This window comes from Mesorhizobium sp. M2E.F.Ca.ET.209.01.1.1, assembly GCF_004010375.2.
Lineage (GTDB): Bacteria > Pseudomonadota > Alphaproteobacteria > Rhizobiales > Rhizobiaceae > Mesorhizobium.
The window spans coordinates 116971-143330 of record NZ_SADP02000016.1 but is presented as its reverse complement, the minus strand read 5'-3'; the positions used below and the strand labels follow the sequence as shown (position 1 = coordinate 143330).

22 protein-coding genes are annotated in these 26360 nt (G+C 65.1%); 11 read left to right on the top strand and 11 right to left on the bottom strand.

Annotated elements, in window-relative coordinates:
* The first annotated feature begins 217 nt into the window (after positions 1 to 217).
* From EN852_RS26130 to EN852_RS26115, 4 genes are read left to right on the top strand one after another with little or no spacing between them, the layout of a single operon-like run.
* A complete protein-coding gene (locus EN852_RS26130; RefSeq protein ID WP_127878163.1) occupies positions 218 to 1363 on the top strand; it encodes an acyltransferase in 1146 nt (381 codons plus the stop codon).
* Positions 1360 to 2469, top strand: a complete 1110-nt coding sequence (locus tag EN852_RS26125) for a glycosyltransferase family A protein (RefSeq protein ID WP_127878161.1) — start codon at positions 1360 to 1362, stop codon at positions 2467 to 2469. Before EN852_RS26130 ends, EN852_RS26125 begins: the two co-directional genes overlap by 4 nt.
* Complete coding sequence (locus EN852_RS26120) at positions 2466 to 3494, top strand: glycosyltransferase (RefSeq protein WP_127878159.1); 1029 nt, start codon at positions 2466 to 2468, stop codon at positions 3492 to 3494. The genes EN852_RS26125 and EN852_RS26120 overlap by 4 nt, the downstream gene beginning before the upstream one ends.
* A complete protein-coding gene (locus EN852_RS26115) occupies positions 3491 to 5263 on the top strand; it encodes an ABC transporter ATP-binding protein (RefSeq protein WP_246694402.1) in 1773 nt (590 codons plus the stop codon). The genes EN852_RS26120 and EN852_RS26115 overlap by 4 nt, the downstream gene beginning before the upstream one ends.
* A gap of 258 nt (positions 5264 to 5521) precedes the next feature.
* Here the strand turns inward: EN852_RS26115 and minE are convergent, their stop codons facing one another.
* From minE to minC, 3 genes are all read right to left on the bottom strand, one after another.
* A complete protein-coding gene (minE, locus tag EN852_RS26110; RefSeq protein ID WP_042638296.1) occupies positions 5522 to 5794 on the bottom strand; it encodes a cell division topological specificity factor MinE in 273 nt (90 codons plus the stop codon).
* On the bottom strand, positions 5791 to 6606 hold the full coding sequence (gene minD / locus EN852_RS26105) for a septum site-determining protein MinD (RefSeq protein WP_126061655.1): 816 nt from the start codon (positions 6604 to 6606) through the stop codon (positions 5791 to 5793). Before minD ends, minE begins: the two co-directional genes overlap by 4 nt.
* A 105-nt stretch (positions 6607 to 6711) precedes the next feature.
* Positions 6712 to 7602 carry a septum site-determining protein MinC gene (gene minC, locus EN852_RS26100; RefSeq protein ID WP_127878157.1) on the bottom strand — a complete coding sequence of 297 codons (891 nt, stop codon included), beginning with the start codon at positions 7600 to 7602 and terminating at the stop codon, positions 6712 to 6714.
* Between the two features lie 184 nt (positions 7603 to 7786).
* Here minC and EN852_RS26095 point away from each other — a divergent pair, with 184 nt between their 5' ends.
* Positions 7787 to 8212: an SgcJ/EcaC family oxidoreductase gene (locus EN852_RS26095; RefSeq protein ID WP_127878155.1), complete on the top strand. Its 426-nt coding sequence runs from the start codon at positions 7787 to 7789 to the stop codon at positions 8210 to 8212.
* Positions 8213 to 8323: 111 nt separating this feature from the next.
* A complete protein-coding gene (locus EN852_RS26090) occupies positions 8324 to 8758 on the top strand; it encodes a hypothetical protein (protein ID WP_127878153.1) in 435 nt (144 codons plus the stop codon).
* Positions 8759 to 8868: 110 nt separating this feature from the next.
* Here EN852_RS26090 and EN852_RS26085 read toward each other — a convergent pair whose 3' ends face one another.
* The gene (locus EN852_RS26085) at positions 8869 to 11772 is read right to left on the bottom strand and encodes a P-loop NTPase fold protein (RefSeq protein ID WP_127878151.1); all 2904 of its coding nucleotides are present in this window, start codon (positions 11770 to 11772) and stop codon (positions 8869 to 8871) included.
* A 470-nt stretch (positions 11773 to 12242) separates the two neighbouring features.
* On the opposite strand from EN852_RS26085, the gene EN852_RS26080 reads away from it, so the two are divergent.
* Complete coding sequence (locus EN852_RS26080; protein WP_127878149.1) at positions 12243 to 13622, top strand: FAD-binding oxidoreductase; 1380 nt, start codon at positions 12243 to 12245, stop codon at positions 13620 to 13622.
* Between the two features lie 186 nt (positions 13623 to 13808).
* Here EN852_RS26080 and EN852_RS26075 read toward each other — a convergent pair whose 3' ends face one another.
* Positions 13809 to 14654 carry a BA14K family protein gene (locus EN852_RS26075; RefSeq protein ID WP_246694401.1) on the bottom strand — a complete coding sequence of 282 codons (846 nt, stop codon included), beginning with the start codon at positions 14652 to 14654 and terminating at the stop codon, positions 13809 to 13811.
* Positions 14655 to 15071: 417 nt separating this feature from the next.
* Positions 15072 to 16175: a KamA family radical SAM protein gene (locus EN852_RS26070; protein ID WP_127878147.1), complete on the bottom strand. Its 1104-nt coding sequence runs from the start codon at positions 16173 to 16175 to the stop codon at positions 15072 to 15074.
* A gap of 174 nt (positions 16176 to 16349) precedes the next feature.
* Between EN852_RS26070 and EN852_RS26065 the strand changes: the two genes are divergently transcribed.
* On the top strand, positions 16350 to 17285 hold the full coding sequence (locus EN852_RS26065) for a hypothetical protein (RefSeq protein ID WP_127878145.1): 936 nt from the start codon (positions 16350 to 16352) through the stop codon (positions 17283 to 17285).
* Between the two features lie 146 nt (positions 17286 to 17431).
* Here EN852_RS26065 and EN852_RS26060 read toward each other — a convergent pair whose 3' ends face one another.
* On the bottom strand, positions 17432 to 18985 hold the full coding sequence (locus EN852_RS26060; protein WP_127878143.1) for a serine hydrolase: 1554 nt from the start codon (positions 18983 to 18985) through the stop codon (positions 17432 to 17434).
* Between the two features lie 68 nt (positions 18986 to 19053).
* Positions 19054 to 19458 carry a VOC family protein gene (locus EN852_RS26055; RefSeq protein WP_127878141.1) on the bottom strand — a complete coding sequence of 135 codons (405 nt, stop codon included), beginning with the start codon at positions 19456 to 19458 and terminating at the stop codon, positions 19054 to 19056.
* Positions 19459 to 19566: 108 nt separating this feature from the next.
* Here EN852_RS26055 and EN852_RS26050 point away from each other — a divergent pair, with 108 nt between their 5' ends.
* From EN852_RS26050 to EN852_RS26040, 3 genes are all read left to right on the top strand, one after another.
* Positions 19567 to 20265: a YafY family protein gene (locus EN852_RS26050; RefSeq protein ID WP_127878139.1), complete on the top strand. Its 699-nt coding sequence runs from the start codon at positions 19567 to 19569 to the stop codon at positions 20263 to 20265.
* Between the two features lie 171 nt (positions 20266 to 20436).
* Positions 20437 to 22095 carry an acyl-CoA synthetase gene (locus EN852_RS26045; protein WP_127878137.1) on the top strand — a complete coding sequence of 553 codons (1659 nt, stop codon included), beginning with the start codon at positions 20437 to 20439 and terminating at the stop codon, positions 22093 to 22095.
* Positions 22096 to 22483: 388 nt separating this feature from the next.
* Complete coding sequence (locus tag EN852_RS26040; RefSeq protein ID WP_127878136.1) at positions 22484 to 23377, top strand: hypothetical protein; 894 nt, start codon at positions 22484 to 22486, stop codon at positions 23375 to 23377.
* A gap of 32 nt (positions 23378 to 23409) precedes the next feature.
* Here the strand turns inward: EN852_RS26040 and EN852_RS26035 are convergent, their stop codons facing one another.
* The 3 genes from EN852_RS26035 to EN852_RS26025 all read right to left on the bottom strand — a co-directional run bounded on the left by EN852_RS26035 (position 23410) and on the right by EN852_RS26025 (position 26332).
* Entirely contained in the window at positions 23410 to 24834 is a 1425-nt protein-coding gene (locus EN852_RS26035; RefSeq protein WP_127878135.1) for a hypothetical protein, read from the bottom strand.
* 418 nt (positions 24835 to 25252) lie between these two features.
* Positions 25253 to 25762 carry an Hsp20/alpha crystallin family protein gene (locus EN852_RS26030; RefSeq protein WP_127865470.1) on the bottom strand — a complete coding sequence of 170 codons (510 nt, stop codon included), beginning with the start codon at positions 25760 to 25762 and terminating at the stop codon, positions 25253 to 25255.
* A gap of 93 nt (positions 25763 to 25855) precedes the next feature.
* Entirely contained in the window at positions 25856 to 26332 is a 477-nt protein-coding gene (locus EN852_RS26025) for an Hsp20 family protein (protein ID WP_127878134.1), read from the bottom strand.
* Positions 26333 to 26360 lie beyond the last annotated feature (28 nt).

Sequence of the window (26360 nt, the reverse complement as noted above, 5' to 3'; positions counted from 1 at the left end):
AGAGCCGTAAGCATTTTGTGTTGCACCGCAACATCCACCGCGACAATCGTGGAGCGGGGGCATGCCTGTTGGAGGATGCCATTATTGTGACTCGGATGGGCATTCCGCCGACCGGCAGGAATTGCGCACCCCGCCCGGACGGTGAGTGGTCGGCCCGCAGCGGCGGGATTCGCCCGCCCTCTGCCGCGTGGCGTGACCAAGCTGGCGAATGCCGCTGATGGCGAACGCGCGCGACATCCAACTCGATGCGTTGCGGGCCGTTGCCGTGACGCTGGTGCTCTACGCCCATTTCCTTGCGCCAAACGGCACCTCCTTCCTCGGCCATCTCGGGGTCAGGTTGTTCTTCGTTCTCTCCGGCTTCCTGATCACACGGCTTTTGCTGGACGCGCGTGATACCGATGCATTCGCCGCCGGACCGGCGCTGCGCTCCTTCTATGCGCGGCGCGTGATACGCATCTTCCCGCCCTACCTCGCAGTGCTGGCGCTGGTCTGGTTCACCGATCTGGAACAGTCGAGGTCGTCGCTCGCCTGGCATGCGCTCTACCTCTCGAACTTCTGGTACGCGCTGCACAACGACTGGAACCCCTGGCTGCTCTGCCATTTCTGGAGCCTCAGCATCGAGGAACAGTTCTACCTCGCCTGGCCGCTGATCGTGCTTCTGGCGCCGCGCCGGCGGATCGAGGCCATCGCCATCGGCGTCATCGGCTTTTCGCTCGCCTATCGCTTCTATTGGCCCATCGCAGCCGACCCGGCGCTCGCCAGGGACCTGCTGCCGCCGGCTTCGATGGACGCGCTTGGCTGCGGCGCCCTGCTTGCCGTGCGCCGCGCCAGGGGCGCGGATGCGCCGCAATGGATGCGGCTCTGCTGGCCGGCCCTGGCGGTGGTGTTCCTGTTCGTGGTCCGGTCCGATCCCGGGCCGGCGAATTCGGCCTGGGAGTGGCCGCGCTGGATGCTGGTGCAAGTGCTGCCGCTGGTGCCGCTGACGGTGATCGTCGCCGCCTGCTCGAACGGCCTCGGCGGCACGCTGGGCAGGCTGGCCGAACTGCCGCCGCTGCTCGGGCTCGGCCGCATCAGCTACGGCGTCTATCTCTACCATCCGATCCTGCTTGCCTATGCCGTCAAGGCGCAGCCATGGATCCCGCTCAACGTCTCGGAACAGGGGCCGGGGCGGTTCCTCGTCGCGGGCGCCGCGACGTTGGTCGTCGCCTCGCTCTCCTGGATGCTGTTCGAGAAACCTCTCAACAGTCTCAAACGCTATTTTCCGTATGTCGCGCGGCGGGGCACGCGCGCGCCGGACAACACCCGCCGGTTCGCCACCGCCCCGGCGCTCGATCTGCAGCCGACGGACCGGAGCCGACCATGACCGCCGCGCCGCTCATCTCCGTGCTGTTGCCGGTCTACAATGCCGAGCCCTACGTGGCCGCCGCGATGCAGTCGATCCTGCGGCAGGACTACGGCCGGCTCGAAGTCATCGCCATCGACGACGGATCGACCGATAGGTCGCTGGAGATCCTCGAACGCTGCCGGCGGGACGACAGCCGTGTATCGATCATCTCGCGCGAAAACCGTGGCCTTGTCGCCAGCCTCAATGAGGGACTGGCGGTCGCGCGGGGCGAGCTCGTCGCGCGCATGGACGCCGACGACTTCGCTTATCCCTGGCGGCTGTCGCGCCAGGCGGCGCTGTTTGCCGCGCGGCCGGAGCTCGGCTTCAGCGGCGCGCTCGTGGACACGCTGCTGCATGGCCGCGTCCTTAAGGGGCAGCTCGACCCGGTGTTCCGTCTCAGCCTCCCCGAGCTGTCGAAATTCTTCACGATCTTCCTGCACCCGACGGTGGTCTATAACCGCAAGGTCATCTCCGAGGCCGACCTCCACTATGACAGCGCTTATCGGCATGCCGAGGATTTCGACCTCTTCCGGCGGCTGGCCGACCGCTATCCGGCGGCGCTGATGCCGGAGAGCCTGCTGGTCTACCGCGTCCATCCCGGCAGCGTGACCGCCCGGCACGGCAAGGAGATGCGGCGCACGCATCTTAAGATTGTCGGCGAGAACCTCGAGCGCCTGGGTTTGGCGCAGGACTGCGAGGACCTGCGCGCCATCGGCGATCGCGTCTGCCTCGACACCGTACGCCGGGCGGCCGCTTTCATCCGCAGGCTGGAGGCGCGGATCGCGACATTGCCCGACCCGACGCGGCCGAGCTTCGAGGCCGGCGCGCTCAACCTGTTCTATTTCCTCTACCAGCTCGTCAATGACGAGGAGCGGCCGGCGCTGACGCATGAATTGCTGACGCTGACCGGGAAATGGAACGCGATCCGCCGCCGCGAGAAATACGCGCTCGGCCCCGGCGCCTGGGCGCCCTGGCTGAGCCAGGCCTCGATGTGGGCGGGCAAGCGCGCCGATTGGCTTGCCTACCGCTTAAAATCCGCGCCGGCGACGTCAGTGCTCGCGCCTTATCGGGTGGAGGCGGCATGAACGCCGAGCGCCATCCGTTGCTGCGGCACCTGCGCCCCGCCCTGCCCCCTCCTCCGTGGCCCAGGCAACGGCCACAGGTTTCCTTCATCGTCTGCACGCGCGACCGGCTGGACGTGCTCGAAGCCTGCATCGACTCGATCCGCGCGGCCTGCCGGGCGCATCCCGCCTTCGCGGCCGAGCTGGTGGTGGTCGACAACGGCTCGCGCGACGGCACGGCCAGTTATCTTTTGGCGGCCGCCGCGACCTCGGACATCCCCCTGACCGCAATCTCGGAGGCCCGCCCCGGACTGGCGGCGGCGCGCAATGCGGGACTGGCGCAGGCGCGCGGCGGGGTGCTGGTGTTCGTCGACGACGACTGCAGGCTCGACCGCAACTATCTCGCCGACCTCGAGCGGCATTATGCGAGCGGCGAGAAATGGCTGATCCGCGGCGGCCGCGTCGAGATCGGCGACGCGCTCGACCTGCCCTTCACGATAAAGCGCTGCGACCAACGCGAAGTGCTGACGCATGCCGTCCATCCGGGCGGCTTCGTGCTAGGGTGCAACATGACCATGCACCGCGACGTCGCCGCCCGCATCGGCCCCTTCGACGAGCGCTTCGGCGCCGGCGGCGCGCTGCGCTCGGCCGAGGACACTGACTATCTGGTGCGGGCGATGCTTGCCGGCATGGCGGTGGAATACGTGCCCGACATGACGATCTTCCACCATCACGGCAGGCGCGACCGCATGGCGATCGACCGGCTGCACCGCGACTATCATTTCGGCAACGGCGCGCTCTGCCTGAAGCATCTTCGACGCGCGCCCTGGCTGCTGCGCCATTTCTACTGGGCGGTCCGCGCCGCCATGCGCGAGCTCGTCGGCGGGCCACGCTTCGACCAGGATCTCAAACTGTCGCACTGGCCGATCGTCCTGATGAACCTTGCGGGCGCGGCGAAATTCATGGCTCTCGTGCTTTTCAGGCGGCCGGATCGGCAACAGCACGGCGAGGAGACCACCACGGCCAGGGCGGAGGCCGGCGCGCCATGAGCGGGCACCCGACCCTGCCGATGCTCCGCCAGGCGCTCGGCCGCCGGCAGCTCGGCCTGCTGCCGATCGTCGTCGCGCTCGGGCTCGCCGGCGCAGCGCTGGAAGGATTCGGCATCGGCCTGATCATCCCGCTGCTCGGCATCATCATGGGGCATGGCGAGGCGACCGGCATGGCCGGCCTCTCGGCCCTCCTGCAGAAAGTCGGCGCCGGGCTCGGCGAGCGCGAGCGGCTGATCGCCATTGCGGCCGCGATCCTCGGCTCGATCCTCTTGAAGAACCTGCTCGGCTTCGCCAATTCGGTGCTCACGGCCCATATCTACGGCAAGGCCAGCCAGGCGATCCGCGGCGCGCTCGCCGAGCGGCTGCTTTCGATCGGCTATCCCTTCTTCCTGAAGGAGAGCCCCGGGCGGCTGCTCAACATCATCTCGAGCGAATCCTGGCGGGCGTCGGACGCCATCCAGGCGATGCTGGGCTCGATCGTCAGCGCCTCGGCGTCGCTCATCCTGCTCGTCTTTCTGCTGCTGCTCTCCTGGCGGATGACGCTGCTGGTGATGCTCGGGCTGGCGCTTGTCCAGGTTGCGCATATGGCGCTGTCGGCGCATCTGAGAAAACCGAGCCGAAGCGTTGCCTCGCGCAACAGCGCCTTGGCCTCACGGATGCTGCACCTGGTGCATGCCGGCCGGCTGATCCGCATCTTCGGCCAGGAGGCGCGCGAGAAGGCGGCGTTCGAGGCGGCGTCGGACGGCGTGCGCCGGGCAGCCTTCCAGCTTTCCAACCGCCAGGGCGCGTTGGCGCCGCTGACCGAAGTGCTGCACGCCATGCTGTTCCTGGCGGTGGTGATCGGCGCATGGTTGGCGGGTTTGAGCTTCCCTATGGTCGCCGCCTTCCTCATCCTGCTCTACCGGCTGCAGCCGCATGTCAGGGCGCTGCAGATGACCTGGAGCCAGTTGCAGGGGCTTTCCGGCTCGCTGGAGGAAGTGACCTGGCTGCTCGACCCCAAGGGCAAGCCGGCGCCGCCGCAAGGCAGCCGGCCGTTCGCCGCCTTGAGCGACAAGATCGCCTTCGAGGGCGTGAGCTTCAGCTATGCCAATGAGGAGCAGCGCGCGGCGGTGCTGCATGCCGTGAGCTTCGACATAAGAAGCGGCCGCTCGACGGCGCTGATCGGCCGCTCCGGCGCCGGCAAGACGACCATCGTCAACCTGCTCTGCCGCTTCGTCGAGCCGGACGGCGGCGGCATTCTCGTCGACGGCGCGCCGCTCGGCGAGATCGATCCGGTCGCATGGCGGGCGCACATCGCGCTCGCCAGCCAGGAACTGGAGCTGGTGGACGGCACCATTCTCGACAACATCACCTACGGCAAGGACACGGCGAGCGAGGAAGAGGCCCGGCGCGCCGCAGAGCTTGCCGAGGCGCATGAATTCATCGAACGCCTGCCGCAGGGCTACGGGACGATCGTCGGCTATCGCGGCATCAATTTGTCGGCCGGCCAGAGGCAGCGCATCGCGCTCGCCCGCGCGCTGGTGCGCGATCCGGACATCCTGATCCTCGACGAGGCCACCAACGCTGTCGACGGGCTGTCGGAGGCGGCGATCGTGGAGACGCTGAAGTCGCGCGCCGGCCGCCGCACGACGATCGTCATCAGCCACCACCACTCGACGATCTCGTTCTGCGACGATCTGGTGATCCTGGAGCATGGACGGGTGAGGAAGCAGGCGCCGTTCGCGGAACTTGCGGCGCGCAGCATGGATGAATTGTATCAGCCGGAGTGAGGGGCGTGGGGGACGGCGGCGTCGCGCCTTCGTCATCCTAGGGCGGAGCAAGGAGCGAGGCGACGCGCGCAGACCCTAGGATCCATGCCGTGGCGCTAAAGCGTTGCTAAGGTTACAGAATTTTCCACCGCTGCACTCTGCGGCAACGGTCACGGCATGGATCCTCGGGTCAAGCCCGAGGATGACGAAGCGTTGGCGCAGGCCCCTCCCCCGATCCGCTTTGCGGATCGGCCCTCCCCACAAGGGGGAGGGTGAAGATCACCCCGCCATGGCGAGCGGCGCGGCGCTCTTGTTGGGGATCTGGATGTCGATCTCCAGCGTCGACATGGTGGCGCCGCGGTCCATCGAGACCTGGAGGTAGTCCTGGTCGATCTGCACATGCTTGGCGATGACCGCCATGATCTCCTCGCGCAGGATGGAGACGAGATCCGGCTGGCCGCGGCTCTGGCGCTCATAGGCGAGCAGCAGCTGCAGCCGCTCGCGCGCCACCGGCGCGCTGGTGCGCCGCTTGAAGAGGTCGAGGATGCTCATGCGGCCCTCCTTCCGAGCAGCCGGTCGAGGAAGCCCTTGCGTTCGAAGGGGACGACCACCGGCAGGTCCTCGCCTTCCAGGCGTCTTGCCGCTTCGAGGTAAGCCTTTGCGGCACCATTGAGCGGCTCCGAGAGCGTGACGGGCGAGCCGAGGTTGGAGGCCCGCAGCACATCCTGGCTTTCCGGGATGATGCCGAGCAGCGGCGTCGACAGGATCTCCAGCACATCGTCGATCGACAGCATCTCGCCGCGCGCGGCGCGCGCCGCGTCATAGCGCGTGACCAGCACGTGTTTTTGCACCAACTCGCCCTGCTCGGCCTTCATGGTGCGGGCGTCGAGCAGGCCGATGATGCGGTCGGAGTCGCGCACCGACGATACTTCCGGGTTGGTGACGATGACCGCCTCGTCGGCGAAGCGCATGGCGAGCTGGGCGCCGCGCTCGATGCCGGCCGGACTGTCGCAGAAGACATAGTCGAAGACCGAGCGCAGCCGGGCGATCACTTCGGCCACGCCCTCCTCGGTCAGCGCGTCCTTGTCGCGGGTCTGCGAGGCGGGCAGCAGATAGAGCGTCTCCAGCCGCTTGTCGCGGATCAGCGCCTGCGACAGCTTCGCGGTGCCCTGGATGACGTTGACGAGGTCGAACACCACGCGGCGCTCGGCGCCCATGATGAGGTCGAGGTTGCGCAGGCCGACGTCGAAATCGACCAGCGCCACCTTCTTGCCGGTCTTGGCCACGGCGGCGCCGAGCGCGGCCGTCGAGGTCGTCTTGCCGACGCCCCCCTTACCCGATGTGACCACGACTACCTTGCCCATATATTCAGCCTCCGTTGGCGATTTTTATTCTCTGACCGTGCCAGGCACGGCGGACTCGTTAACAACCTTGGCACGCGAAACCGGTCCGAGGCTTGCGCCGCGGGATCAGCCCAGCGGCACCACGCAGAGCGCATCATTGTCGAGGAAGGCCTGCACGGCCTTGCCGCGCGACACCCCTTCCATCTCCTCGGCGGTCGTGTACCAACCGTCGACGGCGAGCAGCTCGGCCTCGTTCTTGCGGCAGAAGATGCGCGCCGAAACATTGCCTTCCGAGCCCGCGATCGCGCGGCCGCGCAGCGTGCCGTAGACATGGATCGAGCCGCCGGCGACGATCTCCGAGCCGGACGCGACCGAGCCCAGCACGATGACGTCGCCATGCGGGTGGAACACCGACTGCCCCGAGCGGATCGGCGCCTTGATCATCAGCGTGCCGGCCGAAGGCTGCGCCGGCTCGGTGCCCGCGCTTGCGGCTTGCGCCGGTTCGATCCTGACCGCGTCGAGCCTCGCCAGTTCGGGATCGACCGGCTCGTCGGCGGACATCGCGATCTGCGGAGCCTCGGCCGGAGCCGCCTCCGCGACCGGCTGGGTCTGCTCAGCGGCCTGGACCTGCTCCCCGGCGGCGGCTTCCAGTTCCTCGGCCCGCGCCTTGCGCGCGGCGCGGCCCAGCAGCCCCTCGGCGGTCGCCTCCTTGGCGCCGGCCAAGAGCGGCGGCAGTTCGGGCCCGAGCTCGGCGCCCTCCAGCTCGATGGCATAGACGCGGATGCCGCGCGAGCCGAGCACGCCGACCAGCGCCCCGATCTCCTCCGGCCCCGGCTGCAGGAGGTTCAGATCCAGCACCACCGGGCGCCCGTTGAAATAGCCCGGCGAGTTGGCGATCCAGCGATCCAGCCCCTCCAGCCAGTCGGCGATCGGCGCCTCCGGCGTCAGCGTGAAAGCGACGAAGGAACGGGCGCGGAAGCGGATCGATTTGTTGTGCAGGGGGGCGGCGAAGGTCACGTCCAGACGAATCCTTACTCAATGGTTAAAGGGTGCCGGGCGAATGGTTAACAAAAGGTTAATTTTGGGGATCGAGGCCGTTAAGGAAGTGGCTCGGCCAGGTTCTGTGGCAGCGCGGTGACAGGGCCTGCGGATGCCGCTATCGTCCCACCCCAGCCTGGCGGAAAGCAAGGGAGATCATGTCATGGAGATCAGCAAGCCCGAGGATGCTGCGGCCGCCTTCGCCGACGCCTGGAACAGGCATGACATGGACGACTTCGCGGCGCTGTTTAGCGAGGACGCGAATTTCGTCAATGTCGTGGGCATGTGGTGGAAGAACCGGCCCGAGATCGAAGCGGCGCACCGCGCGACGCATAAGACCATGTTTCGCGACAGCCGGTTGGAAGGTGTAGCAGCGTCCGTCGTCGAGCTCTCTCCAGGCCTGGCATCGGTGCACTACAGATGGACCCTGACTGGCGCATCCGCCCCGGACGGCTCGCCCGCCGGAACGCGGGAAGGCATCCTGCTTCTGGTGCTGAAGAAGGAACAGCTTGGATGGCGGATCAAGGTGGCCCAGAACACCGACATCGTCCCAGGCGCGATCGCTCCCCCTGCCCGCGCAAGCAGATAGGCGGCCAAGCCCGTTCGAGTCGCGCATGTGAAGCGGCTAATATACCGGCGATGTCCAGCCGTGCACCATCCCGCCCGGGACTTTCCACTCTTCAGGGACAAGGAGACGGGCATGGGCATCGATCGGGAAGACTGCAAGCGAGCAGGCAAGGCAAGCACAATCCTGGCAGCGCTGACGCTGCTGGGAGGATGCATGACGCACCGGCCGACCGTCATAGACGCCTACCAGACGAGCGGCATAGACCAATGGCTGGCGACGGCCGATGCCGACAAGGTCGTCAACGCGATGGGCGCCAAGGGCCTGATGCCCGCGACCATAGACTGCCGCTTCGCCGACACCACGCCAGGACAGGTGGCCTACCTGTCGAAATTCACCTGGACGCGGGCGCCCGCCAACACACGCTACCACTGGGAAGTGGGCGACCCGGCCTATCTCGCGAGCAAGGAAGTGAGGGCCAACCGGGTGGGGTTGCGGCGGGTGGATGCGAAATTGGTGCGGGACAGCGCTACAGGGCAGAAGGTTGGATGCTCGGTTTGGGCGGGTTGATTCTGTTGCCGCCTAGATATCGTTTCCTGAAAGGACGGCGCAGAGCGCTTGACTTTCATTAACACGCGCAGAGGTGGATCTAATGTGAAATCGTGAGAACGCGCGTCCGGTTACCAGAAGCCGCGCATCGCTGCATCCGATAGGCGCTTGCCACCGAGTAACTTCGCTTCGGCTTTGAAGAACTCGAACAGCTTGGGATCGCACGCCCAGTCGCTATCGGATTCTACGGGAATGTTGAGTTCAGATTTGAGTGCGGCGCGCCACTTGTCGGCACCATCACATCTCGATGCGTGCGATTCTAAGGCCCTCAGCCGGCGGACTATAAGATCAGTCTCTTCTTGCTCCGGCGGCCAATGGGCTTCGTCGGCGCCCCATTGCAGCCAGCGAAGCATGTCCGGCCATCGCAATGTCACTGCGATCCAGCGGGCATATTGATCCAGATCGGGCGCGCGCCAACCTTGATCATTCACACGCCTTGCCGACCGCAATGAGAGGTAAAACCGCGCCAAATTGACCATCCGCTTCATCTCGCGCGGATTGCCGACCGAATAAGTGGCGATCTTGCGAATGATATTACCAACGTCGCGGCTCTCGGCAAATTTTGCGGAGACTGCCGCCATTGCCTGGCCGTCGACAGTGGAATCTAGCTTAGGCTGGCTCTTCGATAGACTGCGGATCTGCTGAATTGCAGGCGGGGTCAACTCCACGTTCTCGATTGGCCCAAGTGTATTGCTACTCTGCGCCTGCGTCGCGACGGGCGGCTCGGTGCCAACCAGCCAGTTAACATACTTGTCCAAGCCACGGCCCCCCGTTGGTGGTATCGTAAAGGGCAGCTGAATGAATTTGTCCATGAACCGCCAACCAAGTGGCACGGCACGCTCGTAGCGAGGCAGTTGCTTGCGCACATCCTCGTGCGCCTTTTCAAGAGCTGCCGCCACCATCTGCGGATCCATCCCTATGACGAACATGCAGCGGTAAGTATCACTGGCGAGTAACATGCTCACGCCTTCGACTACACTCGCCACCTTACTAGGCGAGCAGCGATCCAAATCGTCGATGAAGATCACGATGGGAGCATGGTCACTCTCGCCAGGTTGTCTGGGTACGACGCCAAGCACCCGCCTAAGATCAGAGTGGATCTGATGAATTTCGCCGACCCCCTTGTCGTAGTCTGGAATTCTTATGTATTCGGCGAGACTAAAGGTAGCTGGTTCCTTATGGGTCTCGTTGCGGCTCTTGAAATAGCTGCCGACAAGGTAGCCAGAGAGGATGATCTGCGCCGCGATGGCACCGGCATATCCATTGCCGCCAGTTTGCCACAACGAGATCGCCTTCTGGATGACTTCGGGCAGGTCGGGCTTCACTGCCGCGAGGCCAAACAAGGCTAGAGTAGCCGAGGCACCCGCGAAAACCCATGCGCTGACCTTAGCCCACCAAACGGTGACGATGCGATTATATATTCTTTTGCGAATCAGACCATCATCGATACGCGCAAGTTGAAGCTTAAGAAGGAATTTCTCTCGCTCGAGCAGCGGCAGACGTTCGGCAACTTGTGAGACGATAGCGTCGACCAAGCCCGCCCATACCTGCTCGGTTGTGTCGTATTTCCAGGCATTGAACCAGATCGTCCAAAGCCGTTTCATCGGCTGGCCGGCGCTAGCCTGTGCATTGACGGAGAACCCCTCCTCGCGGTCGAGAAACCTGAGCACCGAGCCGAGCAGCAGCCGCGGCGCGTCCACGGACCCTGCAACAATTGGTCGTCTATGCTCCTCGCGAACCTCGCGCGGATCGAGTTGTTCGCGTACTAGGTTCATCAGCGATGATTTTCCGCCACCCCAGGGCGCCTGGATGCTTATACTGAGTGGCGGCGGAGTTTCCGCGTGAGTCAGGAACTCACAAATAGCCTTCGCATAACTGTCATAGCCGAGATGGTCCTTGCTGGTTGCGACGTCATTGTTGAACTTCGTGGCTACTTGGCCGAGTCGGGCGTCCCTGTACTCAGTGAGCAGCATGTTTGCTGTAATCTCCATCTGCGCGAGCACGCGCCGGAGCCTGGCCTCTTCCTGATTCAATAGCGCGGTTGCCAGATGATCAACCTGGATCAGTTTATCCGCTCCGCCAGCGATCGCCGACGCGTTCTGGAGTACCGAAGTGACATTTTTGGTCGGCATTAGAAGCCCGGTGGGGGCCGCGAGCGACGAAAGCTGTTCATCAGTTCCGAAATAAGTCCGCCAGGCCGATGAATATCGATCTGCGGCCAAGAAGCGGACCGCAACACTGAAGAACTCGGCTGCCGCATCATCACGCAGTGCGAACGGCGCGGCTGTAGACTGGCTTTCAGCGAGCGCGAAAAACAGGAGCGTCGTTGAGAGTACACTACCGGGCTCTGGGTGTATTTGGGAAAGGCTAGTCGCGAACTCCAGCGCGCCGGTCACCGCATCCGAACGAGCGAGTTGGTATGGGTCGGCATTGATTGGCATCGGCTTCGTCGGAACCGCTATCCCGGATGCCGCGTGGATCATGTCGGAAAGAATACGCAGTTGGCCAGGTGGCATCTCGGGTACCGAGATTGTTGCGCTCATCTTGCCCTCGACAATTCGTGGGTCTTTCCCGAGAACATCAAGTATGATTGAAAAGCTCCGCTCGAATGGAATCTGACCGTCACCGGTGCCCATCAACGGCACCCAGATCGAGAGCGCGTCCGAAAGCGCTGGGTCGACAATCGCTTGAGCGAAGTTCATCTCGAGCGCCTCTTCGGCAGGACGACTCGTGACGGTGACGACGTAGCATATGAGGCCTTTCACCGTTTGCTCCACATGATACCCGCGCTGCAGGTCGGTAGCGCTTGGCAACCTCGTTGGGAGACCTAGCCGGCGTAGAATCTGACTATTCAGTTGTCCGGGGGTGCCGGCGTCATCGGTTGGAAGGAAGACCACATCTGCTTCAGGCGCCGCCATCATCCGGACAGAAATTGCTGACCCGATGGTGGTATCGGATAGATCTTCGGTATCCATATCTCCCTCATTCCCCCTGCTACAGAGCGCACGCCGGTATTGAAAATCGCTATTGATGGAGCCCGTCTTCGACCGAGCAGCGCACCTAAACTGACCTGATATTTTATTGTCTCGGTTAACGGTGACCTTTATTATAGATTCTGGCCCTAGCCTGCAGATTCAAACTAGCGAAGTCAGCCATCGATGGCCATTTTTTCTTTCGATAGGTGACTGCAAGATTCCGAATTGTCTTCTCGTAGTCAAACCAGCCAACCGAGGGAGACAACGCCGCATACATCAGACTTTGACATTTTGGACTGATCCAATCCACAGAAATATTGAAATCGCAAGAGAAGCGGGTCGACTTCAAAAGAGAGAGTTGAGGCACTCGATCACGAGTTTCGAAAAGTACGCTCTCATCGACAGGTGGGCACGTGACTCTGCAGTTCCGCTACCTCTATAGGTAGGTCACCGCTTTCGTCGGAGCCCCCATGCCCCTCCTCCCCGCCCTCCGCACCCTCCTCCCCACCTCGACCATCTGGGACGCCGCCGAGCTCGCCTCGCGCGACCCCGGATTCGATGCCCGCAATTTCGGCGCTTCGGCGCTGGTGCGGCCGCGTGATGTCGAGGGCGTCGCGGCGCTGGTGCGGTTCTGCGCGGAGCGTGGCGTCAGCCTTGTCGCACAGGGCGGGCGCACGGGGCTGGCGGGCGGGGCGGCGACGTCCACTGGGCAGATCATCTGCGATCTCGGCGGGCTCAACCAAATCGAGGAGATCGATCCGTTCGCGCGGGTGGCGATCGTGCAAGCGGGGGTGACGCTAGGCGCGCTGCAGGAGGCTGCGGCCGTGCATGGGCTCGACCCCGGCATCGATCTTGCCGCGCGCGGCAGCGCCACCATTGGCGGCATGGTTTCGACCAATGCCGGCGGCATCATGGCCTTTCGCAACGGCACGATGCGCCATCGCGTGCTCGGCCTCGAAGGCGTGCTGCCGGACGGGCGGCTGTTTTCCGATCTCACCCGGGTGCTGAAGACCAGCGCCGGCTATGACCTGAAACATCTCTTCATTGGGGCGGAGGGCACGCTCGGCATCGTCACCCGCGTGGCGGTGCGGCTCGACCCGGTCGCCGGCGCCAGCGCCACGGCGCTGGTCGGCGTGCCGAATGCGGCCAGCGCGCAGCGCATCGTGCGGCATTTCCTGGGCTCGACCAGCGCGCGGCTTTCCGCCGCCGAGATCCTGTGGCGCAATTTTGCGTCACTGATGCAGCGGGGGCTGGGCTATGCGCCCGGGCAGTTGCCGCTCGAAGCGCCCTGCCTGCTGGTGCTGGGGCTCGGCGCCGATAGTGTCGAGGCGGCCAGAGGGGTGCTCGAGGACGGGCTGGCGGCGATCTGGGACGAGGCCGGCATCCTGGACGGGCTGGTGGCGAGCTCCGAGGCGCAAGCCGCCCAGATGTGGCGGTTGCGCGAGGAGACAGTCGAGATCGAGCGCGCGCACCCCGTGGCGCCCTCCTTCGACGTCTCGGTGCCGGGCGGCGCGCTGGACGCCTATGTGGCGCGCATCGAGGCCGGGCTGAAGCGGATCGACGCCGCCTACGCGCCCTATGTCTACGGCCATCTCGCCGACGGCAATCTGCACATCTCGATCAATTGCGACGGGCCGCTTGCGCATGAGCGGCACGCGGCGATCGAGGACGTGCTTTATGACGGCCTGCGCGAAGCCGGCGGCTCGTTCTCGGCCGAGCATGGCGTGGGGCTGGAAAAGCGCGAGGCCTATGAGCGGCATGCGGATCCGGTGAAGCGGGATTTGGCGAAGGCGATCAAGACGTTTATCGATCCGGGTAATGTGATGAATCCGGGGAAGGTCGTGGGGTGAAGGCTCTTTCCTCGCCCCCATGAAATGGGGGAGAGGTGGCTCGGCGAAGCCGAGACGGAGAGGGGGAGCGCCGACGTTGAAGGACGTGTGCGAGCCCGCCAGCGCCGCAGGCCCCTCTCCGGCCGCTTCGCGGCCACCTCTCCCCACTTCGTGGGGCGAGGAAACGCGAACCGCTGGCCGCCGGCCCTACTCGCACTGGCGCCGCGGGCCGCCGTCGAAGGGCTGATAGCTGTTGTCGCTCGGGTCGTAGGAGCGGTAGCGGCTGAAGCAATAGTCGACATGGTCGGCCGAGACCGGCCGGGTGGTGGCCTGGGCGGCCTCCGCCTCGGGCGAAATCTCCTCCGGCGGGCCGCCATAGGTGGTGGCGTAGCCGCCGCCGGACGGGGCGTAACCCTCCATCTCGGCCTGGTCGTCGGTGATCTCGGCCGTGGCGGTCTGCCGGTCGTTTACCCCTGCCCGCTCCTTGGCCTGGTCGCCGCCCCGCTCGCTTTGACCGGTCGAGGCGGTGCGGTCACCAAGGTCGTAATAGGGCGAGATGCAGGGGCGCAGCTCGCCGCTATAGGAGCGATAGCTGTTTTCCGCCGGGCGGTAGCTGCGATAGCGGGCGGCGCACCATTGCAGATGGGCAACGGGCAATTGCCGCTCAGCCTGCTGGTCGGCCGGCGCCGGCTGCTGGGCGGCATTGGCGTCCGCCGCAGGTTGGGTGGGAGCGGACGCGCCCGATTGCTGCGGCTGCGGCTGTGCTGGCGCCGCAAGCGCCGACGCCTGCGTTGCGCCACTCACGGTCTTAATCGGTTCACTTGATGACGCCGCGGTCGCGGTCGCCGCCTGCTGGGCGGGGATGCGCTCAAGGTTCTGCTTCTGCGGATCGACCGGCTGCGCGTCCTTTGTCCAGAGCTCGGAAACGCCGATCGTGGGCGTTGCCTGGCGCACCGGCTTGGCGGCCAGCATCCAGGTGGCGAAGGCAAGTCCGCTGGCGAACACGGCCAAGGTCAGCACGAAACCACCGGCAATTCCCAACAAGGCCTTCACGCGACGCTCCTTCAGTCCCCGCTCATAGAATGCGGGGCGCGGAATCCGGTTCCACAGGAAGAGGGCAATGTTGCGGCCAGGGCTTTGCCGAACGGGAGAGCCCCGTGTGCTCCGGGGAGAAGCAGGCGGGGCCCAAGGATCGCCAGGAGGGGGCCTGGCTGGGGACTTTCTCAGTTGCAGACTTTGATGATCCAAAAGGATCGAACGCAGCGTCGCGCCTTTTCCGGCCCGCTGCATCGTGCAAACGAAGGAATAAAAGCACGCAATCCTTCATTTACAGGGTGCGGTTCCGACAGCCTCGACCCACGCTCGTCTCAGCCGGCGGGTGGCCACCCGCCCGTCGGTCAGGCCCGGCGGCCGGCAAATTTGCCCCCAACAAGGCTGCCGGGCCGCCTTGAGCGGCGGGCAACCCACGCTTCAGACCAGCACCTCGCGATATTCCCGCACCTTGCCGTCCTGGCCTCTGATCAGCCAGGTTCCGCCCTCGCATCCCTCGATGTGGCTCGCCGCCAGCGGCACCTTGCCGCCGCCGTCCGGCAGGTCGATGACATAGGTCGGGTTGCAGATGCCGGAGAGGCGCCGGCGCAGTTCCGCCACCAGCGCCTGGCCCTCGGCAATCGTGGTGCGGCGGTGCGCCATGCCGCGCGCGAGGTCGCCGTGGTGGAGGTAATAGGGTTTTACGCCGAGACGGTACATCAGCTCGCGGCAGAGTTCCTCCAGCACCTCAACATGATCGTTGACGCCTTTCAGCAGAACGCTCTGGTTGAGCAGCACGAAGCCCGCCTGCCGCATCGCGCGGCAAGCCGCCTCGGCTTCGGCGGTAAGCTCGCGCGGATGATTGAAATGCGTGACCACGCTCACCATCAGCCGGCCCTGCAGCGCCTCGACCAGGCCGGGCGTGATGCGCGACGGCAGCGCTACGGGCACGCGGGTGTGTATGCGCAGGAGCCTGAGATGCGGGATCGCCTCCAGGCGGGCGCGGATCTCGGCCAGCGCCTTGTCGGGCAGCGACAGCGGATCGCCGCCGGTCAGGATCACCTCGCGGATTTCGGGATGCCCGGCGATATAGGCCAGCGCCGGCTCCAGCGCCTCGCGCGTGTAGCCGCGGCCGATCGAGGTCAGCGACTCCTTCCTGAAGCAGAAGCGGCAATAGACGGCGCATTGATAGGTCGGGAACAGAAGCACGCGGTCGGCATGGCGGTGCGTCAGCCTGGGAACGGGACTGAAGGCGTGGTCGCCGATCGGATCGTCGAGCTCGCCCTCGGCCGCGACCAGCTCGTCCGGCGACGGGATCACCTGGGCGCGGATCGGATCGTCCGGGTCGTTCCAGTCGATCAGGTCGAGATAGGGTTTTGGCACGCGCACCTTGTGGGCGGCGGCGGCCTCCTGCGCGGCGGCACGCTCGGCGGGCGACAGCGGCAGGGATGCGAGATCGCGAACGTGGCGCACGCCGGCGCGGACGTCGTCCTGCCAGGCGGCATCGGGGGCGGCAGCTTGCTTGAGGTTGGCGTCTGAGGTCATCAGGGTCTCGGGGCGGTTTTCGGGCGGGATATCGGCCGAACAGGCGTCGCGGTCAATCGCCGCGGTGCCGCAGACGGCCTACGCCGCGATTCAATGCTTCCCCCGCCGCTTCGGATAGTTGTTTCAGCGGAATGGTATTAGGCTGCGTTATCCGGGGCTTCGGGGGCGATACCAATGGATTTCAGCGCGGGGCATGGCTACCTCCTCATCGGCGGGCTCATCCTTGTCGGCGCCGGCTTGCTGATCATTTCGCTGATCGTCAATCTGCGCGTGGCGCACAGCGTGCGCGACGACGTGCGCCACCGCGAAAAATTGCTGGAATACTACCGCAATATCTTCTCGCAGCTCGGCGTGATCCTGATCGGCATCGGTGTGTCGCTGTTCATCTTCTTCTTCCAGCAGAACTATCAGGACCAGCGCAGGCGCGAGACCGAGCTGCAGCAGGTGCTCGCCAAGCTCGCCGCGCGCATCGCCCGCGGCGCGCCGGTCGTCGAAACGCTCGGCGAATTCGACGAGGTTCTGGATGCGGGCGGGGCCTATGTCGGCCCCGAACACGGCGGAAACAACGCCGCGATCAGCGCTGAGGGAGCCGAGCTCGGCAAGCAGGTCGAAAAGATCCTGCTGGTCGAACGTGACGTCGATGTTCGGGATTTTGACATTCTGAACCTGTCGCGCGACCTCGAAGCCACCTTTGTCGTCAACGAGCTCGATCCGACGCTCTGGTTCGACATCGTGCGCGACGAGAACGACATCAAATATGCCACGACGCAGCTCGGCCTCGACTACAAGGACCTGCATGAAGCGATCGGAGACGAACCGGTCGAAGCGGCGGTCGCCAAGCCTGACAAGGGACAGAAGATCAAGCGTGAGGTGCTCGACATCCTCTATGACGCCGATCTCCTGCGCCAGCGCAGCAGGCGGTTTCTCGGCCGCGCGTGCTGGCTCTTCAGCAAGGGGCGAGGCTTCGTCGCTCTGCCGGCGACCGACGCGATCGAGGCCGATGCCAAGTCGCAGCAGGAATGGATCGACCGCTCGAAACCGGTGCTGACGCAGTCGAAGTCGGGCGGCAGCGACTGCTTCAAGCTGCTGCGCTACGGCCAGCCGTCCTGACCCCTGCGCGTTTGCCGGACGACACGCCTTTGGGCGGGCGGTCTAAAGCGCGTCGCGATCCTTCGGATTCGCTCCATGCGCTTTAGGTCTTTGCTTTTACGCATGTCTTTATCCCGAAACCGGTTCCCACTTTCGGGAGACATGTTTTAGTCGCCCACGCGCCGCAGCGTTCCAAGATGATTGTCGTCGAGGAACTCGACGGTCATCGACGACGCCTTGCCATCCGGACCGACGACGAAGCTGACGCCCGTCGGCCTCTCCGGCGTCTCGGCATCAGGATTGGTCAGGAACAGGTCGCCGTCATAGTGCCTCAGCGGATAGGACCTGGCCCCACCCGGCCCGAGCGTGAGCACAACGCCCCCGCCCTCGCCCGATACGGTCGCGTCGCCGATGAAGTCGTTGGCGTAGCGGCCGGCATAGGCGCTGGCGGGCGCCGCCGGCCTCGCCGGCGACTGCGGCGCGGCATATCTGGCCTTGGCCGCCTCGACCACCGGACCGAACATGCCGGCATAGATCGCGTCCCATGCCTTGATCCAATCCTTGCCGACCGAACCGTCGAAGACCAGATCGGCAAAGCTGTCGGACAGCCCTTCCGGCACGCCGGTCGGGAAGGCATTGGCAAGGATGACGATGCCGAGTTTCTCCTTTGGGAAAATCGTCACCAGGGTGCGCGCGCCGACGCTGAAGGCGCCGGCATGGCCCCAGCTCAGGCCGTGCCGGCCGAATTCGACATTCCAGCCGAGACCATAGAAGGATTCGCCGCCGGACACCGGGTTCCTGCCGCGCGTCATCAAGGGCACATGCGTCTGGTCCAACGCATCGGCGGCGATCACGGTCTTGCCGGCATAGACGCCGTCGCCGAGCAGCAGGCGCACCCATTGCGCAAGATCGCGGGCAGTGGAGCTGACGCCGCCGGCCGGGGCCTGCGCATCCGGATCGCGCTTGATCTTCGCGGCCCAGGCGCCGCCGACCCTGATGTGGAGGGCGGCGCGGTTCGCGCGCTTGAGGAAATCGGCATGGCGCGAGCTGGTCGAAGCCATGCCGAGCGGACGGTAGAGCTTCTCCTCGGCGATTTCTTCCCAGGACTTTCCGGTCGGCAACGCGGCGGCGACGGCGCCCTCGGTCAGCCCGAAATTGCTGTAGGAATAGCCGGCGCGAAAGCTCGACGATGGCGGCACGAAGCGCAGGCGATGCAGGATCGTGGCGCGGTCGTAGCCGATGTCCTCCAGGTCGTCGCCGGCGGTGCCCGGAAGGCCACTGCGATGCGAGAACAGGTCACGTATCGTGAGCTGGCCCGTCGGATAGGGGTCGGCCAGCCGGAAGGCCGGGTCGAGGTCGGCGATCCTCGAATCCCAGGACACCACGTGGTCGCTGACCAGGGCCGCGACGACGGTGGCGGAGACCGGCTTGGATAGCGAGGCGATCTGGAACACCGTATCGGCGTCGACAGCCTCCGGCTTGCCGGCCTCGCGATGTCCGAAACCCTTGAGGAAGATCACCTGGTCGTCATGCACGACGGCAATGGCGAGGCCGGGCACCGCACCGGCCTCGACAGCGCCTTGCGCCAGCGCCTCGAGCTTCGATAGGGCTGTGGTCATCCGCTCCGGCGAGATCGGGTCCGCCCACAAAGCAGGCGGCCAAAGGGCCATCAGGACGAATGCCCAGATCCTCAGATGACAGAGATTCCGATCAAGCCGCATGCTTGCGCCTCCCCTCTCCGCATTCATCTGGCGATGTTACAGGCCGGCGCCAGCGGGGCCAATCCCTGTCACCCGTCGAACTTCGAGATCGCCTGCGCAGTCACAGGCGTGAAGAAATTCACCAAATTGCCGTCGGGATCGCGAAACAGCAGCGAACGGTTGCCCCACGGCATCGTCGTCGGCGCCTGCACCAGCGCGCCTTCAATGAGACCGCCCAGGCGGCGATATTCCTCATCCACATCGGCGACGCTGAACTCGATGATGGCGGTGCGATTTGCCGCCGGGTTTGCCACGTGGTCGCCGCCGAAGAGCCGCAGCGTGCGCGTGCTGCCGATCGCCAGCGTGCCCGCTTCCGTGATGAGTTCGGCGAAATCCTCGGTGTAGAGCGTGAGCTTGATGCCCGTCGCCGCCTCGTAGAAGGCGACGAGCCGCTTGACGTCGGCGGTGATGATGCGGGTTGAAACGAAATTCATTGGTCTTCTCCGTGAGCTGGCCGCGCGGCCGGACGCGCCCGTTCGGGCGCCCTGCCCCGGCTTGTGGACCGACCCTGCTGCCAGCATAGTGGCAACAGGAGACTTGCCTTGCGCCGCGCCGACCGACTGTTCCAGATCATCCAGATCCTGCGGCGCTCGAGCCGGCCGATCACCGCCAGCCAGATCGCCGAGGAGCTCGAAACCTCGCGCCGCTCGGTCTATCGCGACATCGCGGACCTCGTCGGACAGCGCGTGCCGATCCGGGGCGAGGCCGGCCTCGGCTATGTGCTCGACCGCGATTACGACATGCCGCCGCTGATGCTGACGCCGGACGAGCTGGAGGCGGCTGTGCTCGGCGCGCAATGGGTGGCCGACAAGGGTGACCCGGTGCTGGCGGGCGCGGCGCGCGACCTGATCGCCAAGATCGCCACCGTCGTGCCCGAGCGGCTGCGCCCCTTCGTCAGCAATCCGACCGTCGGCGCGCCGCTCAGCCGCGCGAACCTCCCGGACGGGCTGGATATCGCGAAGGCGCGGGCCTCGATCCGCAAGGGTCACAAGATCAGGATCCGCTACCGCAACGAACAGGGCGACGAGAGCGAGCGCGTCATCTGGCCGACCATGATCGGCTATGCCGAGACGGTGCGGCTGCTCGCCGCCTGGTGCGAGCTGCGCCAGGATTTCCGCCATTTCCGCACCGACCGCATCAGCGCGGCGGAGTTCCTCGACGAGCGCATCGGCTGCCGGCCGGCTGAGCTGCGCAACCGCTGGAAGCGCCATATGCAGGCGCTGGGCATCCAACTGCCTTAGCTCGCGGCGTAGGCAGCCACAGAGGGTTTGCGTTCCTTCGCGCCGTGGAGCGCGACCTCACTCGCTTGCCAAGGCCATCGACTTTCGCCGCAATCGACCAGCGCCCTCTTTTCGGGCAATCTCCCTCGGCGGCGATCATGGGAGGTGATCCGCCGCCGAGGGAGGATTGCCATGACCGACACGCCGGCGGCGCTGCCGCGCTATGAGGATGCCGTCGCGCATTTTCGCATCGAGGACGAGATCGCGCGGCTCCACGGCGACCCGGCCACCGGCATCAACGCCTATGTCGAATGCTGCGGCCGATACACCGGCGAAAACCGGCTGGCGCTGCGCGCGATCTCGGCCGGCGGGGAATTGCGCGAATATTCCTTCGACGACCTCGCCGACATGTCGGGCCGCGTCGGCACCCTGCTCGAAAGTCTCGGCGTCAGCCCCGGCGATGTCGTGGCCGGCATGCTGCCGCGCATTCCCGAGCTGGTGGCGCTGATCCTCGGCACATGGCGGATCGGCGCAGTCTACCAGCCGCTGTTCACCGCGTTCGGACCGAAGGCGGTCGAGCATCGCCTGAGCTACAGCAAGGCGAAGCTGGTGGTGACCAACCCCGTAAACCGCGGCAAGCTCGACGAGGTGGAGAACCATCCGCGCGTCGCGACCATCCTTGGGGCCGGCGATAGGCTGCCCGAAGGCGATATCGACTTCCGCGCCGCGCTCGCTGCCGCCTCCCCCGATTGCGAGCCGGTGATGCGCAAGGGCTCGGACCTGTTCATGATGATGTCGACTTCCGGCACCACCGGGCATCCGAAAGGCGTGCCGGTGCCGCTCAGCGCCCTCACTGCCTTCGGCGCCTATATGCGCGACGCGATCGGGCTTCGCCCCGACGACGTCTTCTGGAACATCGCCGATCCCGGCTGGGCCTACGGGCTCTACTACGCCATCACCGGGCCGTTGCAGCTCGGCACCGCTACCACCTTCTACGAAGGCGCCTTCAACGCCAAATCGACCTATGACATCATCGAGCGCCTCGGCGTCACCAGCCTTGCCGGCTCGCCGACGGCCTATCGCCTGCTGATGGCGGAAGGGCCCGAGGCCGCGGCTCGCATCAAAGGAAAGCTGCGCGTGGTGAGCAGCGCCGGCGAGCCGCTCAACCCGGAAGTGATCCGCTGGTTCGACGCCCATCTCGCCGCGCCGATCCACGATCATTACGGCCAGACCGAGAACGGCATGATGGTCAACAACCATCACGGGCTCAAGCATCCGGTCCGCGCCGGCTCGGCCGGCTTCGCCATGCCGGGCTACCGCATGGTGGTGCTTGACGAGGCGGGCAACGAGCTCGGCCCCAACCAGCCCGGCGTGCTCGCCGTCGATATCGCCAACTCGCCGCTGCGCTGGTTCGACGGCTACCATCAGGCGGAAACGCCGGCGATCGCCGGCGGCTATTATCGCACCGGCGACACGGTGGAGTACGAGCCGGACGGCTCGGTTTCCTTCATCGGGCGGGCCGACGACGTCATCACCTCGTCCGGCTACCGCATCGGGCCTTTCGATGTCGAAAGCGCGCTGATCGAGCACCCGGCGGTCAACGAGGCGGCGGTGGTCGGCGTGCCAGATCCGCAGCGCACCGAGATCGTCAAGGCCTTCGTGGTGCTGGCGCCCGCTTTCAAAGGCAGCGAGGCGCTCGCCGAGGAGCTCGCCCACCATGTGAAAAAGCGGCTGTCGGCGCATTCCTATCCGCGCGAGGTCGAGTTCGTCAGCGAGCTGCCGAAGACACCGAGCGGCAAGATCCAAAGGTTCCTGTTGCGCAAGGCGGAGGTCGAAAAGCGCAAGGGTTGATGAAAGAGGTCGCCGCGCCGAAGCTGCCGATCTCTCCCCTCTCATGGGGGAGATGGCCGGCAGGCCAGAGGAGGGCGCTGTCCCGCCAGCGTGGCAGTGCTTGGGTTCCTCGCCCCGCCAAAGGCGGGGAGAGGTGGCCGCGAAGCGGACGGAGAGGGGCCTTTCGTAGGGCGCTCCCCTCTCCGTCTCGGCTTTGCCGAGCCACCTCTCCCACATTCGTGGGGCGAGGAACCTTGATCCTGCAGCGCCGCGCTCCTTCGCGCCCCCTCTGCCCTGCCGGCATCTCCCCACAAGGGGGAGATCAGCAGTTCCCGCGCCGCTCTCGGCCTTCTTTTAGCCTGATCTTGTCATCAAACATGCGTGCGGCTTGGGCGAAACGGGGCACATCATGCGGCTGGTCTTGACACTTCTCCTCGCGCTGGCGGGCAGCACGGCACTCGCCGCCTCGCTGGAAGACGATTATATCGCGGCGCGCGACAAGGCGATCGCCGACATCACCGCGCAGGAAAGCGCGAACACGGCAATCGAAACCATCGATGCGCAGAACGAGAAGGCGCTGGCCGACCTGCAGCAGCGGCTCGCCGCCATTCTTGGCCCGCTTTCGGTCAAGGGTTTCCCGACGACCGGCACCAACAACATCGAAAGCCTCAACGCCTCCGACATCGGCTACGGCATGCTCGACGGGTTGCGCTATGCCCAGAGCGATGACGGCCCGAGCATCGTGGTCTCGACGCGCGGTCTGACCGAGCGCTGGCTCAAGTCCAAATCGACTGAGGCGGAAGCGGATTTCAAGCTGCCTACCGATATCGGCGCGGCGTTGAAGCTTGATAGCTTCTACACCCAGGCCATCGGCAGCGACGCCGCCTTCTCCGGCACGCTCGACTTTCCGCTGAAGAAGCCCGACGGCTCCGACATGGTGGTGGCTCGGCTCGGCGGCTGGACGCAGGATGTCGGGCCGATCTACGAGCAGCATGTCGTGGTGGCGGTCGTCAAAGCCGACCGCGTGATGATCGCCGAGGCGCCCGCCTCGCCCGCCGTGCCGAGGATCGCGGCCTGCGATTCAATCTGGGCAGCCGCGGACGCCGCCGCGCAGAAAGCCCAGCAGGCCGACGAAGGCTCGGACCAGGACAACCCGCAGGCCTCCGACCCCGCCAACGCCGCCTGGGAAAAAGGCGATGCCGACTACCGCGCCTGCATGGCTGAGCGTCTGCCCGGCGATCCGTCCTTCCCGGCGCTGCTCAAGCAGGCGCAGGACCTTGCCGACGGCATGGCGGGCAAATAGCCCGCCAAAGCATTCCGGGCGCAGCGGTTTTCTCAGCCAGCGTTCAGTCGCAAGTTGCGCCGCGGAACACGCCGCGGAGCAGGACGGGCCGTTTCCGCGATGATCCCATTGGCCTGAGGCGCGGCATCCTTGCGCGACCTTGCGTCGGTCACCCGATGCAGCCGCTCGTAGGGCAGCAATTCCCGGATGCGGGCGTTGAGCGCTTCGACCTCGGCGCGCAGATCCTCGCATTCCTGTTTCTGGATATCGAGCTGGATCTGCTCGGACGCCTGCTGCAGGGAGAGCTGGGAAAGATTGGTGTTAACCACCGACAGGCTTTTCTTGTCGGCTTCGCTTTCGTCCTTGAGGACGGCCAGTCTTTCCTGCGCGATCTGGCGTTCGGTCACGGCATCGTTGAGCTCAGCTTTCAGCCTGACGATCTCGGCCGAGCTTTCGCCATTGGTTGTCGTGGCCTGATCCAGGCGCGACTGCAATTCCTGGATTTCCGAGCGCAGCCCGCGCATCTCGGCTTGGGCGCGGGCCAATTCGGCCGCGTTGTCGCTTTCGGCAATACGCGCCGCCTCCGCAGTTTCGGCAAGCCTGGCCTGCGTTGCCTCCAGCGTCTTCTGCAGCCGGCTTTCTTCCTTTTCGTGGTTGCCGATCTGCGCCATCAGCTCGGCAATGTGGGCGGTTTCGCTGGCATGAGTGGCCGCGAACTCATCGAACTTGTGCCGGGCCTCAGCCTCGCGTTTTTGCGCCTGCTCCAGGTCGACCGTGAGGCCGACTTGCTTCTCGCGCAGCAGCTTGTTTTCTGCGCCGCGCCTGTCGACTTCGACAGTCTTGGCGGCCAGAGCCTTGACGATTTCGCCGAATTCCGTCTCGCGCCTGGCGCTCTCATTGCTCATCTCCACCAGCTCCAGTCGCACGGCCGCCAGCGCCGAGCGCAGCTGCTCCCGGTCCTGGACGAGGCTCGCCTCGCGCTGTTGCCAGGCCTCGGCCGCGCCGTCACGCTCACGCTGCCTGCGGGCGGCGTCGAGCAATTGCTCGGTGAGTGTCTTGTGCTCGGTGGTGAGAGCGAGGTTTGCCAGCTCCAACTCGTTGGAGCGCAACACGTCGCGATGGAAGACGTTGAGGACCTCGCGCGTCATATGATGCGCGGTGGCGATCTCCGCCAGCTTCGCCTCGATTTCCTGCAGATGGCCCTGCCCGTCCCGGAAGAGCTCGGCCACGGCTTCCAAAGCTGCGAGCCGCGTCTGCGTATGCGGCGTCAACCGCGATGAAGCTGGCTCGGGCTGCTCTTCTGGCGCCGGATTCTCGTCGCTTGCCACGAGTTCCTGGCCTGCAACGGCATCGTCTCCCGACGGCGGTTGTTCATCATCCTTCAGAACGTCCTCGAATGCTTCCGCCAGATCCGATTGAAGGTCCTGAAATTCCTTATCGACGTCCTCGGCCCGCTTGATCAGAGACTTGAAATTCATCACCACACATCCCTTACTCACGCCCCACGCGTACTTAACGAATTGCTAATCTAGCCCTTTACCTTCCTTTCGGGAAGCCTATGCAACCGAAACCGAAATTAAGGTTATCGCCGGTCGCAATCTTATGCGGAGACGCTCCCAGGTGATCGCCCAACGGCTATTAACTTATGTTAATTTCCTCTCTTCGCGCTCGCGCTTAAAGCCCGCGCCGCAACGGGAAAGACTGCGTGCTGCTTGTCATCATTCACATGACCGATGCGAAGACTTTTGCACTAAGAAATACAGCTTCCGTCGCATGAATTTCCTCTATCCTCGGCCGCGCTCGAGCGACGGCGAAGAGTTGCGCTGTGCCGGCATCTGTTCGAGGTGGTTTCGTGGATTGCGACGCGGGAGGCGCCTCGCCCCCCGCGTCGATGCATCAACTCTTGATTTCGATGCGCTTGACTTGCGACTGCGCCTTCTCGCTCTTCGGTAAGGTCACAGTCAGCACGCCATTCGTGAAGCGCGCCTCCACCTCGTCTTCCTTGACCTCGTAGCCGACCGGGATGCGGCGTTCGAAGCGGCCATAGAAACGCTCCGAGAATTGCCTATCCTTGTCATCCGTCTCTGAGCGCTTCTCGCCCCGCAGCGTCAGCACGCCGTCGTCGAACAGGACTTCGATGTCTTTCTGTTCAAGGCCGGGCACCTCGGCCGTCACCTTGATTTCCTTCTCGCCGTTGGAGATCTCGACGCTCGGCCAACCAGCGCCGAGGGCGGAGGCACCGCCAACAGACGGCCACCGGCTGTCGAAGCCGCGGAAAACATCGTCGAACAGGCGGTTCACCTCACGATGCAGCGACAGGAACGGATCGCGTTCCCCGTCGTGGAATATGCTTGGAACCTGGTTGCCGTTGCTCCGGCCCCAGGGAATCAGATCACGGACACTCATGGTTTCCTCCTTTCTGCTCGTCAGTCTGAAAGGCTTCCTCTTGCGCCGGGCCATGTGCCCGGCGCGTTGCGCGGGGGCGCTGACAGGAATACCTCAGGCCGCGTGCTTCTCGGCTTCGATCTTCTTCGTCGCGTCTTTGGGCGTCGCCTTGTCGGCTGCGATCTCGATCCGGCGCGGTTTCATCTCTTCCGGAATTTCACGCTTCAGATCGATCGTCAGCAGGCCATTCACCAGGCTGGCGCCGACGACCTTGACGTGGTCGGCAAGCTCGAAACGGCGCTGGAATGCGCGGCCGGCGATGCCTCTATGCAGGTACTCACCCTTGTCCTCGCCGGCTTTCTGGCCCGAGACCATGAGCATGTTCTGCTCCTGGGTAATGGCCAGTTCGTCCTGCGCGAAGCCGGCCACCGCCATGCTGATGCGGTAGTCATCTTCCGCCGTCTTGGCGATGTCGTAGGGTGGCCAATTGTCGACGGTTTCGATCCGGCTCGCCGTTTCGAGCGCGTTCAACATTCGATCGAAACCGATGCTCGACCGGAACAGGGGACTGAAGTCAAAGTTGGTTCTCATAGCTACATCCTCCATTGAGCAACATAGA